The 15,542-nt window shown below is 48.4% G+C and carries 14 protein-coding genes and 1 pseudogene; all 15 read left to right on the forward strand.

All coding sequences use genetic code 11. The annotated features are described in order from the left end of the window. Positions 1-4 precede the first annotated feature (4 nt). The 15 genes and pseudogenes from fliW to IDH45_RS16785 all read left to right on the forward strand — a co-directional run bounded on the left by fliW (position 5) and on the right by IDH45_RS16785 (position 15,534). Complete coding sequence (gene fliW / locus IDH45_RS16715; protein WP_190929266.1) at positions 5-487, forward strand: flagellar assembly protein FliW; 483 nt, start codon at positions 5-7, stop codon at positions 485-487. Continuing rightward, positions 468-719 (forward strand): carbon storage regulator CsrA, encoded by a 252-nt coding sequence (gene csrA, locus IDH45_RS16720; RefSeq protein WP_190929267.1) that lies wholly within the window; start codon positions 468-470, stop codon positions 717-719. The genes fliW and csrA overlap by 20 nt, the downstream gene beginning before the upstream one ends. 196 nt (positions 720-915) lie before the next feature. Further along, positions 916-1,333 (forward strand): annotated as a pseudogene (locus IDH45_RS35425) (flagellin N-terminal helical domain-containing protein); the annotation flags it as partial. Positions 1,334-3,438: 2,105 nt separating this feature from the next. Continuing rightward, on the forward strand, positions 3,439-3,768 hold the full coding sequence (locus IDH45_RS35430; protein ID WP_317891226.1) for a flagellin: 330 nt from the start codon (positions 3,439-3,441) through the stop codon (positions 3,766-3,768). A gap of 159 nt (positions 3,769-3,927) precedes the next feature. Beyond that, positions 3,928-5,166, forward strand: a complete 1,239-nt coding sequence (gene fliB / locus IDH45_RS16735) for a flagellin lysine-N-methylase (protein WP_190929268.1) — start codon at positions 3,928-3,930, stop codon at positions 5,164-5,166. 80 nt (positions 5,167-5,246) lie between these two features. Beyond that, positions 5,247-5,597 carry a flagellar protein FlaG gene (locus IDH45_RS16740; protein ID WP_223836721.1) on the forward strand — a complete coding sequence of 117 codons (351 nt, stop codon included), beginning with the start codon at positions 5,247-5,249 and terminating at the stop codon, positions 5,595-5,597. Positions 5,598-5,619: 22 nt separating this feature from the next. Beyond that, positions 5,620-7,140 carry a flagellar filament capping protein FliD gene (gene fliD / locus IDH45_RS16745; protein WP_190929269.1) on the forward strand — a complete coding sequence of 507 codons (1,521 nt, stop codon included), beginning with the start codon at positions 5,620-5,622 and terminating at the stop codon, positions 7,138-7,140. Positions 7,141-7,163: 23 nt separating this feature from the next. Continuing rightward, entirely contained in the window at positions 7,164-7,559 is a 396-nt protein-coding gene (gene fliS, locus IDH45_RS16750) for a flagellar export chaperone FliS (RefSeq protein WP_190929270.1), read from the forward strand. Then, positions 7,552-7,887 carry a hypothetical protein gene (locus IDH45_RS16755; protein ID WP_190929271.1) on the forward strand — a complete coding sequence of 112 codons (336 nt, stop codon included), beginning with the start codon at positions 7,552-7,554 and terminating at the stop codon, positions 7,885-7,887. The genes fliS and IDH45_RS16755 overlap by 8 nt, the downstream gene beginning before the upstream one ends. A gap of 413 nt (positions 7,888-8,300) precedes the next feature. Continuing rightward, positions 8,301-8,498 carry a cold shock domain-containing protein gene (locus tag IDH45_RS16760; protein ID WP_131016797.1) on the forward strand — a complete coding sequence of 66 codons (198 nt, stop codon included), beginning with the start codon at positions 8,301-8,303 and terminating at the stop codon, positions 8,496-8,498. A gap of 219 nt (positions 8,499-8,717) precedes the next feature. Further along, positions 8,718-9,269: a ribosome hibernation-promoting factor, HPF/YfiA family gene (gene hpf / locus IDH45_RS16765; protein ID WP_190929272.1), complete on the forward strand. Its 552-nt coding sequence runs from the start codon at positions 8,718-8,720 to the stop codon at positions 9,267-9,269. Positions 9,270-9,484: 215 nt separating this feature from the next. Continuing rightward, entirely contained in the window at positions 9,485-10,579 is a 1,095-nt protein-coding gene (locus IDH45_RS16770) for a site-2 protease family protein (RefSeq protein ID WP_190929273.1), read from the forward strand. A 272-nt stretch (positions 10,580-10,851) separates the two neighbouring features. Next, the gene (gene secA, locus IDH45_RS16775) at positions 10,852-13,356 is read left to right on the forward strand and encodes a preprotein translocase subunit SecA (RefSeq protein ID WP_190929274.1); all 2,505 of its coding nucleotides are present in this window, start codon (positions 10,852-10,854) and stop codon (positions 13,354-13,356) included. 107 nt (positions 13,357-13,463) lie between these two features. Continuing rightward, positions 13,464-14,577, forward strand: a protein-coding gene (gene prfB / locus IDH45_RS16780) for a peptide chain release factor 2 (RefSeq protein ID WP_190929275.1) whose coding sequence is annotated in 2 segments (ribosomal slippage) — positions 13,464-13,535 and positions 13,537-14,577 — 1,113 coding nt in all. Because the reading frame shifts where the segments join, the coding sequence is not laid out codon by codon here. An 87-nt stretch (positions 14,578-14,664) separates the two neighbouring features. Further along, a complete protein-coding gene (locus tag IDH45_RS16785; protein WP_397327078.1) occupies positions 14,665-15,534 on the forward strand; it encodes a YitT family protein in 870 nt (289 codons plus the stop codon). The last annotated feature ends 8 nt before the right edge of the window (positions 15,535-15,542 follow it).

Consider the following 15,542-nt stretch of genomic DNA (forward strand, 5'->3'; position numbering starts at 1 on the left):
ATGGATGATGAAGATACAAACATTGCAATTTGGCGAAATTGAGATCCGGGAAGACAGTATTCTCACGTTTGAACACGGCTTGCCGGGATTTGAGAACTTGCATAGGTTTACCGTGCTGACACCGGATCCGGAGCTTCCCTTCTCCTTTTTGCAGGCTGTTGATGACGGGAACACCGCGTTCGTGCTAACTGATCCTTTTCTATTTTATCCGGAGTACGAATTCGATGTGCCGGAGGAAGTACAGCAGCAGCTTCAGATCATCGAGGGGCAGGAGCTTACCATATGGGCGATCGTCTCGGTCCGAGAGGAGCTGGCCCATTCCACCTTAAATTTGATGGCTCCGGTGCTGATTAACGGCAGCAAGCGTCTTGGGCGGCAATGTATTCTGCATGGCAGCGGCTACTCGACCCAGCATCCTCTGCATGTAAAAGCTGAAACGGCTGCAACAGCTGAAGAGGGGGATGCACATGCTCGTATTAACACGTAAAAAGGGCGAGTCTATTATGATCGGGGATACGATCGAGGTCGTCGTCCTGGGTAGTGAAGGAGATGCGGTGAAAATCGGGATCAAAGCACCGCAGCAAGTGCAAATTTATCGCAGCGAAATATATGAGATGATCCAAGTATCGAACCGGGAAGCGACACAATCCGTCGGACTTGTCGATAAGTTGAGTCAATGGATGAAGAAACCGGAGAAAAATGGAGAAAACGATAGATGAATCTCGAATAGACGGGGAAAACAGCTGATAATTGTCGATTATCGGCTGTTTTTGTTTGAATTTGACATGAACATAAGTAACAGTTCCTTCCGATATATAAATCAGGCGCTGTATTGTCCGGGCGGCCGACCTGGCAAACAGTAAGACCGAGCTCCCACAAGGATGTGGGGATACCTTTCAAGGAGGAAGAAAAACAATGAGAATTAATCACAACATTGCGTCTCTGAACACACATCGTCAGATGACCAACAACACTGCTGCAACTAGCAAATCGCTTGAGAAGCTGTCTTCGGGTCTGCGTATCAACCGTGCAGGCGACGACGCTGCAGGTCTCGCAATCTCCGAGAAAATGCGCGGACAAATCCGTGGTTTGGAGCAAGCTAGCCGCAACTCGCAAGACTCCATCTCGTTGATCCAAACGGCTGAGGGTGCTTTGAGCACGACTCATAACATTCTGCAACGTATGCGCGAGCTTGCTGTACAAGCAGCGAACGACACTTCGACAGATGCTGACCGCGCAGAACTGCAAAAAGAAGTTTCTCAGTTGAAATCCGAAGTAGACCGGATTGCTAGCACGACTGAGTTCAACACTAAGAAATTGTTGAACGGTAGCTTGTCTGCTGCTAAGACGGCTCAAGGTACTGTAGCTAACTCGAATAAGTTTGATGTTTTGGATACAGCTGGTACAGGCGGCACTATTTCTGCAGGCGTTGAAGTAGCAATCAGCGATGCTGTTAATGGTGTGTCTGGAACTGGTGCTTCTGAAACTGCGGGCGCGGCTCTTGCTGATAGAACGATTATTCAAACAGGTGTGAACGATACTTTCTCATTAACTATAAACGGTACAGCTAAAGATGTTACGATTGCACAAAGTTCACCGGCTGGTTACACAAAAGCAGATTTTGTTCAACAGTTAAACTCCGCTGTGAAATCAGCTTTTGGTACAGAGTATGCTAACGAGTTTAATCAAGGTGTCTTCTCGTTAACATCCGAAGGTACACTTAAAATTTCCACAGCTTCCACTGGTGAGGCCAATACTGTTGTACTCGCAGCAGGTACAGTAGACGCTGATCAGTCCGCTCTTGCTGCGATGGGATTCGATAATAAACAAGTTTCGCTTCGTGCTTCGAAAGATATGTCCGGTGGTATTACTGGTTTGCTTGCAGCAGATGCTAAATTTGCAATTGAGTTGGGTAACAAAGAAGGCGCTGCGAAAATTGAGATAGACTTGGTCGCACACGGTACGGCTACGTCTAAATTGGTAGCAGGGCAAAACTACACATTCCAGCAAGTGAAAGACTCCATTCAAGCGGCACTCGATGCACAAGTTGGTAAGGGAGCTATATCGGTTGGAGATGATGGAAGCGGACGAATTACTCTGACCAACAATGTTGGATCTGTTAAGTTCGCTTTAGTTGCACCTGCAGCTGGTTCCGGTCACACGAACCTCTTTGGCTCAGCTATTGCAGGTACTGATGTTACTCAATCCGCTAACGTGAAGCTCGCAGGTACCAGTTCTACAATGCAAGTGAAGCAAGGAACAGTTATAACGAAAGGCGCTAATGACCAACTCGCAATTAGCGTGAATGGTGGAGACGCCAAAACAATTACGCTTGCCGCCGGAAACTATGCCAATAAAGCAGATCTGGTATCGGAAATAAACAACCAAATCAATTCCGATAAAGATCTTGTAGGCAAAGTAACTGCTAGCCTTGTTGATGGCAAAATTCAATTTACTTCTACTGCAATAGGTACATCGTCAAATGTAAAAGTATCTGACCCAACCTCCAAGCTGCAAAGCGCTCTTAGCGCAATTGGCTATACCGGAAGAAGCGGGACAATTGATGCAACAGCGGCTACAGATATCAAGGGTGGTATTGACTTAGCAACAACAGCTAGTGATAGAAAGTTTGATGTTACTCTTGGCAATAAAACGGTTACCATTGATCTTTCTTATGAAGATGGAATCAACACAACCACCGCTGGTGTAACTAATAAGGAATCTTCTCGTGATGCGATTGTAAAGGCAATCCAAAATCAATTGAATCAAGCTTTTGGTGATAACGCAATTACTGTAAGCACGAAGGAAGTAACAGCGGGCTCGGGTGCAAATAACCTCGTTCTAACTTCAAATGCAGCAGCGAATAACTTTAAAATTGCGGATGGAGCAACAGGCACTGGAGCTACGACGCTCTTCGGCGCCGCAGCAGTATCGGCAAGCGTCAGCGCAGCTGTTGCTAACACCGAAACAAATGGTACCGATGCAGTAGACAACACGCTTGACACATCCACAAAGCTTACTCAGCTGACTGATGTAGATGGCAACAAGCTTGGCTTGACTGAAGGTAACGTAATTAAAATTTCCGGTACGCAAAACGGAAATGCTTTCCAAGCCGAGGTTACTGTAAAAGCTGACTCGACAGTAGGTTCGATCATGAACGCACTGCGCGGTCTGGATGCTTTCAAAGGCGCAACGATCTCGTTGGATGCTAACGGTCAGTTCAAGGTGGCTGGTGCTGACGGACTGGATAAAGACATTTCCAACCTGTCCTTCAACGCACAAAAATCCGGAACGGACACTACGAAAGTAGCCAACTTCAACAAAATGTTCGGAAGCTTCAGCGAAACGCAAAAAGCGCAAAACGCCGCTTCGGACACGTCCCTGTCCATGCAAATTGGTGCCAATGAAAGCCAAACGCTGAATGTAGACGTAAACGACATGGGTTCGCAAGCTCTTCGCATCCAAGACGTTGATGTTTCCACTAGCAAAGGTGCTCAAACGGCGATCACTGTTGTTAACAACGCTCTGGAAACCGTATCTGCTGAGCGTTCCAAGCTTGGTGCATACCAAAACCGCTTGGAGCACACGATCAGCAACCTCGGAACTTCCGCAGAAAACCTGACGGCTTCCGAGTCCCGGATCCGCGATGTAGACATGGCGAAAGAAATGATGGACTTCACGAAGAACAACATTCTTTCCCAAGCTGCACAAGCGATGCTGGCTCAAGCCAACCAACAGCCGCAAGGCGTACTGCAATTGCTTCGTTAATCGAAGACAACATCAAAATTGGAGCGGGCTTTCCTACTGGGAGCCCGTTCTTTTTTTGTTTTGGATATTTTTTTAAAAAATCGTGTCTACAAAAAAATGGAGAGATGTCCGATATACTAAGAAGAGACTATTCTGCTAACACGAGCGAGGGGATAAATAATGGGAAAGAAAAGCGTAGTTCTTGTTCCTAGTTATATGAGAAAGTTCAGTTGCATCGGATCAGCTTGTGAAGATACTTGCTGTGCGGGCTGGAGAGTTGACCTCGATAAAGAAACTTACAAAAAGTACACAACGATTAAGGAACCGGATTTAAAACGTATTGTAGATAAGAACGTAACCAGAAATAGGTCCAACCCAACGGATCATACTTATGCCAAAATCAAGCCGGTGGGGGACAACTTGTGTCCTTTCTTAAATGAAGAAAAATTGTGTTCCATGCAGTTGAGAAAGGGAGAAGATTATCTTTCTACTGTGTGCTCAACGTATCCTCGTATTTCTAATATAGTAAATGGGGGCGTAGAGCGATCGGCCACGATGTCCTGTCCGGAGGCTGCCAGACTTGCATTGCTTAACCCGGACGGAATTGAATTTGATGAAGTGGAAGAAGAGGTTGATAATAAAGTCAATCTTAGCAAAGTCATAAACTTCAGTGCATCCGCTAAGACCAAGTTGGAGCATTACTTCTGGGAGCTACGTATTTTCACGATCCAAGTGCTGCAAAATCGAAAATACTCGGTGGCTGATCGACTGGTTATTCTCGGATTTTTTTATCAGAAGCTTGCCGAGATCGTGAAAAAAGGTCAAATCGATTCTATTGAGCAAACAATAGCTAATTTTATGACGATCATCGAGGAGGAATCTCTGCAGTCCACAATTCGTGAGATTCCGTCAAATACGGCGATACAAATGGAACTCCTGAAAGAGCTAGCTGATGAGCGGTTTTTCTCCGGTATTAACAGCCAACGATACTTTAAATGTTTTGGAGCGTTTTTAAACGGTATTGAATACAAGTTATCTGACAAGGTTGAGGAAATTGCAGAAAGATATCTGGATGCATACGAGAACTACTATAACCCGTTTATGAAAGATCACGAGTATATACTAGAAAACTATCTGGTTAATTATGTATTTAAGAATATGTTTCCTCTGTCCGGAAGTAAAGATATGTTTGAGGAATATATCCGCATGGTTCTCCATTTTGCATTGATAAAAATGAATCTGATTGGGATGGCGCGTTATCACAAAGAGGAGTTCTCGATTGATCACGTTATAGCATTGATCCAGTCGTTTTCAAAAACAGTTGAACATAATAAGCTATTCCTTAACCATGCCTATAAATTATTAGCCCAAAATGAGTATACAACCATGGCCTATATGGCAGTTTTAATCAAAAACTAGCAATCACTTAAATTCAACTAATAAATAGTCCTGCTTCCTCCGATATATACCCTATAGGAATGTTATACGGAGGGATTTTCATGGAAAATCAACCAATAGGGGGAAGTTATCCCAAGATCCCGTCTTTAGGAAGCGATATGACCAACACGATTCAGAATGCACAAGAGCTTAAGAAGGCGGAATTACAAGGAGAACATATCTCGATCAGTGAAGAGCAGCTTATTATGGCCATCGATAGAGCTGTACAAGCGGTACAGGGACCTGCAACAGTATTGGATTTCTCGATTCACAAAAGCACCAACCAAATTATGGTGAAAGTGTTAGAACGCGATACCGGGAAGGTTGTCAGGGAAATTCCTCCGGAAAAGATGCTGGATTTTGTCGCGAAACTATGGGAAATGGCTGGTATATTGGTAGACAAGAGAGCTTAACTATTGAAAGTAGGTGATAATAATGCCATTACGAGTGGCTGGACTGAGTGGATTTGATGTAGATAATACTGTAAAAGAGTTAATGAAGGCCCAGCGTGTGAAGTATGATGCTTTGGACCAAAAGAGACAAACGTTTGAGTGGTCTAGAGACGAGTACCGGGATACGAATCTTAAATTAACCGATTATCGTAACAATAAGTTATTTAAATTCCGGTTAGAAGGTACCTTTAATAAAAAGGAAGTAACGGTTTCCGGGGATTCGGAAGCGGTATCAGCCAAGGCGACTGCTTCCACGATGAACAGCAATGTCACGATCTCTGTTCAAAAGCTGGCAACCGCTGCATCCAACTTTAGCGATGCCGAAGTTGCAAAAAAGGAATTTGACCGGACAAAGCCTCTGGCCGAACAAAAGGATAATCTTCTTAACGGCGCACCGCTACAAACAACATACAAGTTTAAGATCAACGGCAGCGAAGAAATCGTAATCGATACAAGCAAAGAGTCGTTGAATGACGTTATCGCCAAGATCAATCAGAAAACGAATGTAACGGCCTATTACGACGAAAGCAAGAGACAACTGTCTTTTATGGCGAAGCAGACAGGACTTGTCGAGGGTCTAAATGAAGGTAAGATTGATTTCAAGGATACAGAGGGTAAGTTATTAGAAGAGGTTATGCAAATCAAGCCGGATAATGCGAAAGCGGCCAATGACGCAGAAGTCACAATCAACGGCCTGGTAACTACCCGCACTAGCAACACGTTTGCCGTAAATGGTATTGAGATTACGCTTAAAAAGGCTGGCGGCACAGAAGCCACGATCGAGCCCAAAACAAAGGTCGATGAGGTTGTCGAAGCCATTAAAACTTTTGTTACCGAATATAACGATTTTCTGAAGCAAACGCAGGACAAGCTTTCTGAAAAAAGAAATCGTGACTACCTCCCTTTGACAGATGCACAAAAAGAAACCATGTCCGAAAAGCAGATCGAGCAGTGGGAGAAGCTGGCCAAGAGCGGGATGCTGCGTAATGATTCCATATTGGCCAACCTGGTCACAGATTTGCGCTTCGCCGTTACTGGAACTGTTGATACCGGGCATTCGACCATCAAGTCCCTAGCGTCGATCGGAATTGACACCGGAGATTATACGGAAAAAGGGAAGCTAGTCATCAAGGACGAAACGAAGCTGCGTGCTGCCATCGAGAATAACCTTGAAGCGGTCCAGACGTTATTCACACAACCAATAAGTGAAGGCGAGGATGGGGCCAAAGGCGGCATTGCCAATCGGATGTACGCCCGGCTGAAGGATGGCCTTGATGAACTGATCGAGAAAGCGGGTGCTCCCAATACGACTTCGTTTGATCAGAGTATAGTGAGCACAAGGCTCCTCGAAGTAAATAAACAGCTTGACCAAATGGACAAGAAGCTCAGAACGATGGAAGATAATTATTATAAAAAATTTGCTGCAATGGAAGCTGCGCTTAATCGGTACAACTCCCAATCGGCCTATTTGGCAAACGCGTTTGGCACTGGCAAGAGCCAGTAACGAGGGAATGAGGAGGGACATCCATGATTCAATCACAGCCGAATAAGTATCTAGAAAATTCGATTCAGACAGCTTCTCCCGCACAGCTTCTCGTTATGCTTTGTGATGGGGCGATACGTTTCTGCAAACTAAGCATAGAGGATATTCGCAAAAACGATATTACCGCCGCCCACAATCATATTTTTAAGGTTCAGGATATCATTAGTGAGTTTGTGATTACCTTGGATCAATCTTTGCCAATCGCGAAAGACTTGTTGCGTCTATACGATTATTTAATTTACCGATTGATTCAAGCCAATACCAAAAAAGAAATCGAGCCGCTCGAAGAGGTTCTCGGTTACCTGCAGGAGTTCAAGGAAACGTGGATTCAAGCCGCCAAAATCGTAAACAGCCAAAGAAGCGGAATTCAACATGGATAGTTTGATTGGGAAGCTGGAGATTATCACGGAGCAACTCTTAGGGTCCTTACAATTCGCCAAGCAGGAAGAGTTAGAGGACTTTATTGAGCAACGACAGGCATTGATCAAGCAACTGATGGAATTAACGATTACCCCGGACCAAGCATCATTGCATCGTAACCGGGTGACCACTTTGCTTGAAAAAGATTCAATAATCACAGCGAGAATATCCGAAATCCAGGTTGAGAACCAGAGCGGTATAACCAGAATGAATTTGGCTAAAAAACAAAAAGCTACCTACGAGGCGGATTATGTAATGGATCCGTTCATGTTTGATAAAAAAAAGTAAAAAAGTACGATGATGAGCGCTGCATGGTTATGCAGTGTTTTTATTTTTTATTGGAGCAGCAGGCTGCGGCAAAATTCGGTCTATCTCGTTAATATAAAACAATTGAAGCAGGGGTGCACCCAAGCAGCTTTTTCAAGTGCATCTGCCCCTTCCATTTGTATTTTCTCCTGTGCACAACTGAATAACTACCCTGTGGATAATGTGCATAACTCTGTGAATAACTAATGAAAACAAGCTTTCATAATGTGTATTTCTTGTAAATAGCCAAATTTTCGTGCAATTCGGGCAAGCGAGAATTGGGCAAGGCTGGGAGAGAAAGATTGCGCTTTCACGTTGACATTCGGCAGGGCTGGTGGTATAGTCAGGGTGTGGGCAAGGCCCGCAGCTATTTGAAGATGAAGGGAATGTTTTGCATGCAAGGTAAAGTAAAATGGTTTAACGCAGAAAAAGGTTATGGATTCATCGAGCGCGAAGACGGCGGAGACGTATTCGTTCACTTCTCGGCAATCCAATCGGACGGCTTCAAGACTTTGGAAGAAGGCCAAGCCGTAGAATTCGACATCGTGGAAGGCGCACGCGGTCCGCAAGCAGCTAACGTCATCAAATTATAATCAACCGGCTGTCAGCCGCGATTGAATATATACGCTAGCAGCGAAGATGCCCCGGGAAACCGGGGTGTCTTTTTTGCATGAATTTTCCACTTTTTAAGGTGTGAACATTGTGCAACAACAATAATCAGAATTGTTTAATTATTTTGAATTATTGTAAAGTTTTTTTGAAGTAGGCTCCTTAATATGATATAGTAGAAGTATGAAAGGAGCTGTTGAACAATGAACTTTACCATTCGCGGTCAAAACCTGCTGCCCACCGACGCACTAAAAGAGTACGCTGCTAAAAAGATCGGAAGGCTGGAAAAGTATTTCGAAGCTGCTCCCACCTCTGACGTGAACGTCACGCTCAGCGTAGCCAAAAACATGCAAACGGTAGAAGTAACGATTCCGTTGCCTGGAGTGCTGCTGAGAGCTGAGGTTAAGAACGAGGATATGTACGCCTCGATCGATTTGGTTACCGAGAAGCTCGAGCGCCAAATCCGCAAGCATAAAACGAAAGTAAACCGCAAATTCCGGGGAGACGGTATTCGTACATTGTTCAGAGAAAGTTATGACGGCTCGACGGCAGTGAAACTGGACGAGGAAGACGAAGATCTGGAACTGGTTCGCACGAAGCGCTTCAATCTGAAGCCGATGGACGTAGAGGAAGCGATCTTGCAAATGAACATGGTCGGTCATAGCTTCTTCGTATTCGCTAATGCTGACTCTAAGGAAGTGAATGTGGTTTACCGGAGAAACGACGGCAAGTACGGTCTCATCGAGCCGAACTGAAGCCTAACACATAGTAACGAACGGCATCCATAACGTTTATAACCCGCCTGATCCTGAAACGGATCAGGCTTTTCTGCGTATAAGAATCTAATAACCAGCACGAAGAAACCGAATCCGGGGGACGCTAACCTAACGTAAGGTCTAACGTCATTACGGTCAGCACCATTAAAAATGAAAGTAGCGGTGAGTGAAGTAGCCGCAGGGAGGTTGGTACATTGGACAACAAGCCGGCCAAACGCAACGGCTGGTGGCTTTTGGGAGCCGCGGGGCTGTTTATTCTGAGCAAAGGCAAGACGCTGCTCGCCTTATTCAAATTCAGCAAGTTCGGCACAGCCATCATCAGCATGCTCGTCACCGTATGGGCCTATACGATCGTGTTCCCGTTCCAGGTGGCGGCAGGTCTGGTGGGGATGATCCTTATTCACGAGATGGGACACATAGTCGCAGCCAAGCGCAAGGGTCTTCCGGTGAGTGCACCGTTTTTTATTCCTTTTCTCGGGGCGATGATTATGCTAAAGCGGAATCCGCGGGATGCCGTAACGGAGGCTTATATCGCGTATGGAGGTCCGCTGATCGGTACGTTAGGCGCTACGGCGGCCTACGTCATCGGCTGGCTCGGCATTCAGGCGGGCGGCGGAACTGGATGGTATGTATGGATCGTCATCGCCAAGATCGGGTTTATTTTAAATTTGTTTAATTTGCTTCCGATGCAGCCGATGGACGGCGGGAGAATTGCTTCGGCGCTTAGCAGATGGCTGTGGATTGTAGGGCTTGTCGGCGGAGCGCTGCTTATCTTTTACTTGAACGCCTGGATACTGGCGATATTCTGGGTTTTGTTCGCCTACGATTTATATAAGAAGTATATCAAGCGGGTCAAGACGTCGCCTGTCCAATATACGGTGCGCTGGGAAACCTCGCTCGCTCCTTTACTGGAGGCCGGTTATTTTATCCCGGGAGAAGAGCACCGAAGAGAGCTTCCGTTCAGCACCTCCAGTACGATTGAGAACGGCGTGCAGCAGCTTCATGTGAAATGGGAAGGACTTGGTCTGGAGCATACGGCAGACTTGCAAGGACAATCGCAAATCCGTAAGGTGGAAGTCGTTCGGGTCTTCAAAAAGACGGACGAAGAGGAAGAGCCGAAGCTTGTCATATTTTTGCAGGTGCAGGGCGATACTCATGAAAATGATACGTACTATGAAGTTCCCCCAACAACCCGTCTGAGATACGGAATCGCCTATTTCGGGCTAATCGCTTTTTTGGTGTCGATGCTGTGGGTCATCCAATCTATGGCAATGCCGATCATTTCGTAACCCGATCAGGGCCCGTCGGTACAAGCCTGTTGTTGCGGCGGCTTGCGTTAACTGTTACAATTTATGCAAACGGTTTGTCGTGAAAAAGGACGTTATCCTGTAACATTCGGAACGATTGTCTCGTCTGAAACACGGAACGATTATTAAGGACCTTTACGGCGCTTTGCCTGATTGCAGCGGCACGAAGGTTTTTTAAAGCTTCATGGATTCGATGCTACAAAAAATTCGTTTGTTCCGTCCGACGGACTACGTATAGCGAAAGGGGTTCTCGCATGCTGGGACTCGTAAAAAAGATATTTGGCGATTCGAACGATCGCGAGATTAAGCGGTTGATGCGAACGGTAGAGATGATCAACGAGATGGAGCCTCAGATCAAGGCACTGTCTGACGACGAGCTTCGCAACAAAACGGCGGAATTCAGATCCAAGATCGAAGCCGGAACTGAATTAAACGAGCTTCTTCCAGAAGCTTTCGCGGTCGTACGCGAAGGGTCATGGAGAGCGCTGGGCAAACGTCACTACGATGTGCAGCTGATCGGAGGGATGGCGCTTCATGAGGGCAAAATCGCGGAGATGCGGACGGGTGAAGGGAAAACGCTGGTCGGTACGCTGCCGGTTTATTTGAATGCCTTGCTCGGCAAAGGCGTCCATGTCGTTACGGTCAACGATTATTTGGCCCAGCGGGACAGCAATGAGATGGGGAAAGTGTACGAGTTTCTGGGCATGACCGTTGGCGTCAACCTGAACAGCCTGTCCCATTCGCAGAAACAAGCGGCATACGCCTGCGACATTACGTACGGAACGAACAACGAGTTCGGCTTCGACTATTTGCGCGACAACATGGTGCTCTACAAAGAGCAGATGGTGCAGCGTCCGCTTTATTATGCGGTGATTGACGAGGTCGATTCGATCCTTGTCGACGAAGCGCGGACCCCGCTTATTATATCCGGACAAGCTGCCAAGTCCACGGACTTGTATTATGCGGCCGACCGGTTCGTAAGCCGGCTGGCTCCCGAAGAGGATTATACAGTTGATATCAAGGTGAGATCGGTCAACCTTACCGAAGCCGGCGCGGCAAAAGCGGAGAAGATGTTCGGCATCGAGAACTTGTACGATCATGCGAACGTCACCTTGAACCATCATATCTCCCAAGCGCTGAAAGCTCACGTTATCATGAAACGCGACGTAGACTATGTCGTCCAGGACGATGAGGTTATTATCGTGGACGAGTTTACCGGACGCCTTATGGTGGGCCGCCGTTACAGCGACGGTCTGCATCAAGCGATCGAAGCCAAAGAGCAGATGAAGGTGCAGAACGAGAGCATGACGCTCGCCACCATTACGCTGCAAAACTACTTCCGGATGTACCGCAAGCTGGCCGGGATGACGGGTACGGCGAAGACGGAGGAAGAAGAGCTTAAGAAGATTTACGGTCTCGAAGTTGTCGTCATCCCGACGAACAAACCGATGATCCGTAACGATATGCCGGATACTGTATACAAAAGCGTGAACGGCAAGTTCAAAGCGGTTGTCGATCAGATTGTAGAACGCCACAAAAAAGGCCAGCCGGTACTCGTCGGTACGATATCGATCGAGAACTCGGAGCGGTTGTCCGACATGCTGAAGAAAAAAGGCGTACAGCATAAAGTACTAAACGCCAAATACCATGCCGAAGAAGCGGAGATCGTATCCCGCGCGGGCCAGCCGAACTCGGTCACTATCGCCACCAACATGGCGGGACGGGGTACGGATATTGTGCTCGGCGATGGAGTTGCCGATATCGGCGGTTTGCATATTATAGGTACGGAGCGTCACGAGAGCCGGCGGATCGATAACCAGCTTCGCGGACGCGCGGGCCGTCAAGGCGACCCGGGTTCTTCGCAGTTTTTTCTGTCGATGGAAGACGAGTTGATGCGCCGTTTCGGAGCCGAGAACATCATGGGCATGATGGACCGGATCGGATTCGAGGAAGATCAGCCGATCGAGAGCAAGCTGATTACCCGTGCGATCGAGTCCGCCCAGAAACGGGTGGAAGGCAATAACTTCGATACCCGGAAGGTCGTCCTTCAGTACGACGACGTCATGAATCAGCAGCGTGAGATTATTTACAAGCAGCGCCGCGAGGTGCTGGAGCACGATAATATCAAGGAAATCGCGCTCGGCATGATTATGCCGGTCATCGAGCGGATCGTCAAAGCCCATACCCCGGAAGATCAAGTGCCGGAAGAGTGGGATTTGGCGGCGATCGCCGAATATGCGAATTCCACGTTCCTTCAGGAAGACCAACTGAGCGCCGACGCCTTGTGGGGCAAGGAACGCGAGGAAATGATCGAATATATCGAGAAGCTGGTTCAAGAGATGTACGACCAGCGCGAGCAGGAGATCGGTCCGGACAACATGCGCGAGTTCGAGAAAGTCGTTCTGCTGCGTGCGGTGGACAGCAAGTGGATGGATCATATCGACGCGATGGAGCAGCTTCGTCAAGGGATTCATCTCCGCGCTTACGGCGGAACCGATCCGCTTCGCGAATATCAGTTCGAAGGATTCGAGATGTTCCAGGAAATGATCGAAAACATTCGCGAAGAAGTGGCCAAGTATATCATGAAGGCCCACGTCGAATCGAACCTGGAGCGTCAGGCCGTAGCCGAAGGGCAAGCCGTCGATCCGAAGGCCGAAGCGGAAGGCAAGCGCCCGGCTCGCGCCGAGGACAAAACCGGACGCAACGATCCTTGTCCGTGCGGAAGCGGCAAAAAATATAAACAGTGCCACGGCAAATAAGCGAGCTTGCTATTGGCTAAGGCAAGGCGGCCCCCTTGACAGGGGGCTTCCTTTTGCCGATGGACCAGCGGGCGTGGCCTAACTTTGAGACAGAGGTGAACGGAATCATGTTGGAAGCAGATGTGAAGCAGGATTTACGGGAAGTGGCTAAGCGAATTCAAGACCTTAGGGGGTCTCTTTGACTTAGATCTGAAGCTGGAGCAGATCGGCAACTTTGAAGAGAAGATGGCCGCTCCCGATTTCTGGGACGATAACGAGAAAGCGCAAAAGGTAATCGGCGAGATGAATGCGGTCAAGTCGGTAGTCGACGAGTTCCAAGGACTCGCTTCGGCTTACGAGGATATCGAAGTGATGCTGGAGTTGGCCGAGGAAGAGGGCGACGACAGCATGGCGGCGGACTTGACCTCAAGCATTCGCGAACTGCATGCGAAACTGCAAGGCTTCGAGCTGCAACTGCTGCTGAATCAGCCGTACGATAAGTACGATTGCATTCTGGAGCTGCATCCGGGCGCCGGCGGTACCGAGTCCCAAGACTGGGCGGACCTGCTGCTCCGTATGTACCGCAGATATTCGGAGAAAAAAGGCTTTAAGGTGGAGCTGCTCGACTACCTGCCGGGTGATGAAGCGGGCGTTAAGAGCGTTACGCTCTCTATCAAGGGGCACAATGCCTACGGTTACTTGAAAGCGGAGAAGGGCGTGCACCGGCTGGTACGGATCTCCCCGTTTGATGCATCCGGACGCCGTCATACATCGTTTGTATCGTGCGACGTCGTTCCGGAGATCGAGGAAGACGTAGAGGTCGAGATCCGTACTGAAGATTTGCGGGTCGATACGTACCGGGCGAGCGGAGCGGGTGGACAGCACGTCAACCGGACCGAGTCGGCCGTGCGGATTACGCATATCCCAAGTGGAATCGTCGTAGCTTGTCAGTTGGAGCGGTCGCAGATTCAGAACCGCGAACGCGCCATGAAGATGCTTCGCTCGAAGCTGTACGAGAAAAAGCTGGAGGAGCAAGCCAAGCATCTGGCCGAGATTCGCGGCGAGCAATCCGATATCGCATGGGGCAGTCAGATCCGCTCCTATGTGTTCCATCCGTACAGCATGGTCAAGGATCACCGTACCCAAGCGGAGACCGGGAACGTTCAAGCGGTCATGGACGGCGAAATCGAGCCGTTTATCGATGCGTACTTGCGTCACCAAATAAAACCGGCTGACGTTTGATGAATATACAGGGAAACCTTTATCCTACACTATAGTGTAGGATTTATTTTTACACCGCACGGCTGAATAGAGGGAAGGAGAATGCCAATGCGCCGTAAACAGCCCGCAATCCGGATCGGAAGTCCGCTGCATCATACGATCGAATATATATTGTTGCTGACCGGCTGTCTGATCATTGCCCTTAGCTTTAATATGTTCTTGAACCCGAACCGGATCGCATCCGGAGGAGTGGCCGGCATCTCCACCATCATTCAGCATTTGTTCGGCATCGAGCCGGCTATTATGCAGTGGGTGCTTAACATTCCCTTGTTTATGCTCGGCCTGCTTTTTTTGGGCGGACAGTTTGGTTTGAAGACAGCGGTGGCATCGATCGTGCTCCCGCTTTTTGTCCTTTTGTCGCGTGATATCGGTCCTTTAACGACAGACCCGCTGCTGGCCACGATCTACGGGGGAATCGGGATTGGAGCGGGACTCGGCATCGTGTTCCGCGGCAGAGGTTCTACAGGAGGGCTCGATTCGGCGGCTCAGTTAATCCATAAATGGACGGGGATCGGTTACGGCATCGCTGTAGCCATGCTGGACGGGGCGGTCATTGTAACGGCGGGGATCGTCTTCTCGCCGGAGAAAGCGCTGCTGGCGCTGATCGGCCTGTTCGTCACGACGAAAACGATCGATGTCGTTCAGATCGGCTTCCGGTACTCGAAGGTCGCTTTTATCATGACCAAGGAAACAGAGGCGATCCGTGAGGCGGTCCTGTTCGAGCTGGACCGGGGCCTGACCGTATTGGCCGGCCGGGGCGGGTATACGGGGGAAGACCGGCCTACCCTGATGGTGGTCGTCAGCCAGACCGAGGAGACCCGGCTGAAGACGCTCGTCAAGGCGGTAGACCCTGCGGCCTTCGTTATTTTAGCCGATGCCAGCGAAGTGCTGGGAGAAGGATTCAAGCTTCATGGCTAAGCCCGGAA

This window comes from Paenibacillus oceani (assembly GCF_014705615.1).
GTDB classification, from domain to species: Bacteria; Bacillota; Bacilli; order Paenibacillales; family NBRC-103111; genus Paenibacillus_AB; species Paenibacillus_AB oceani.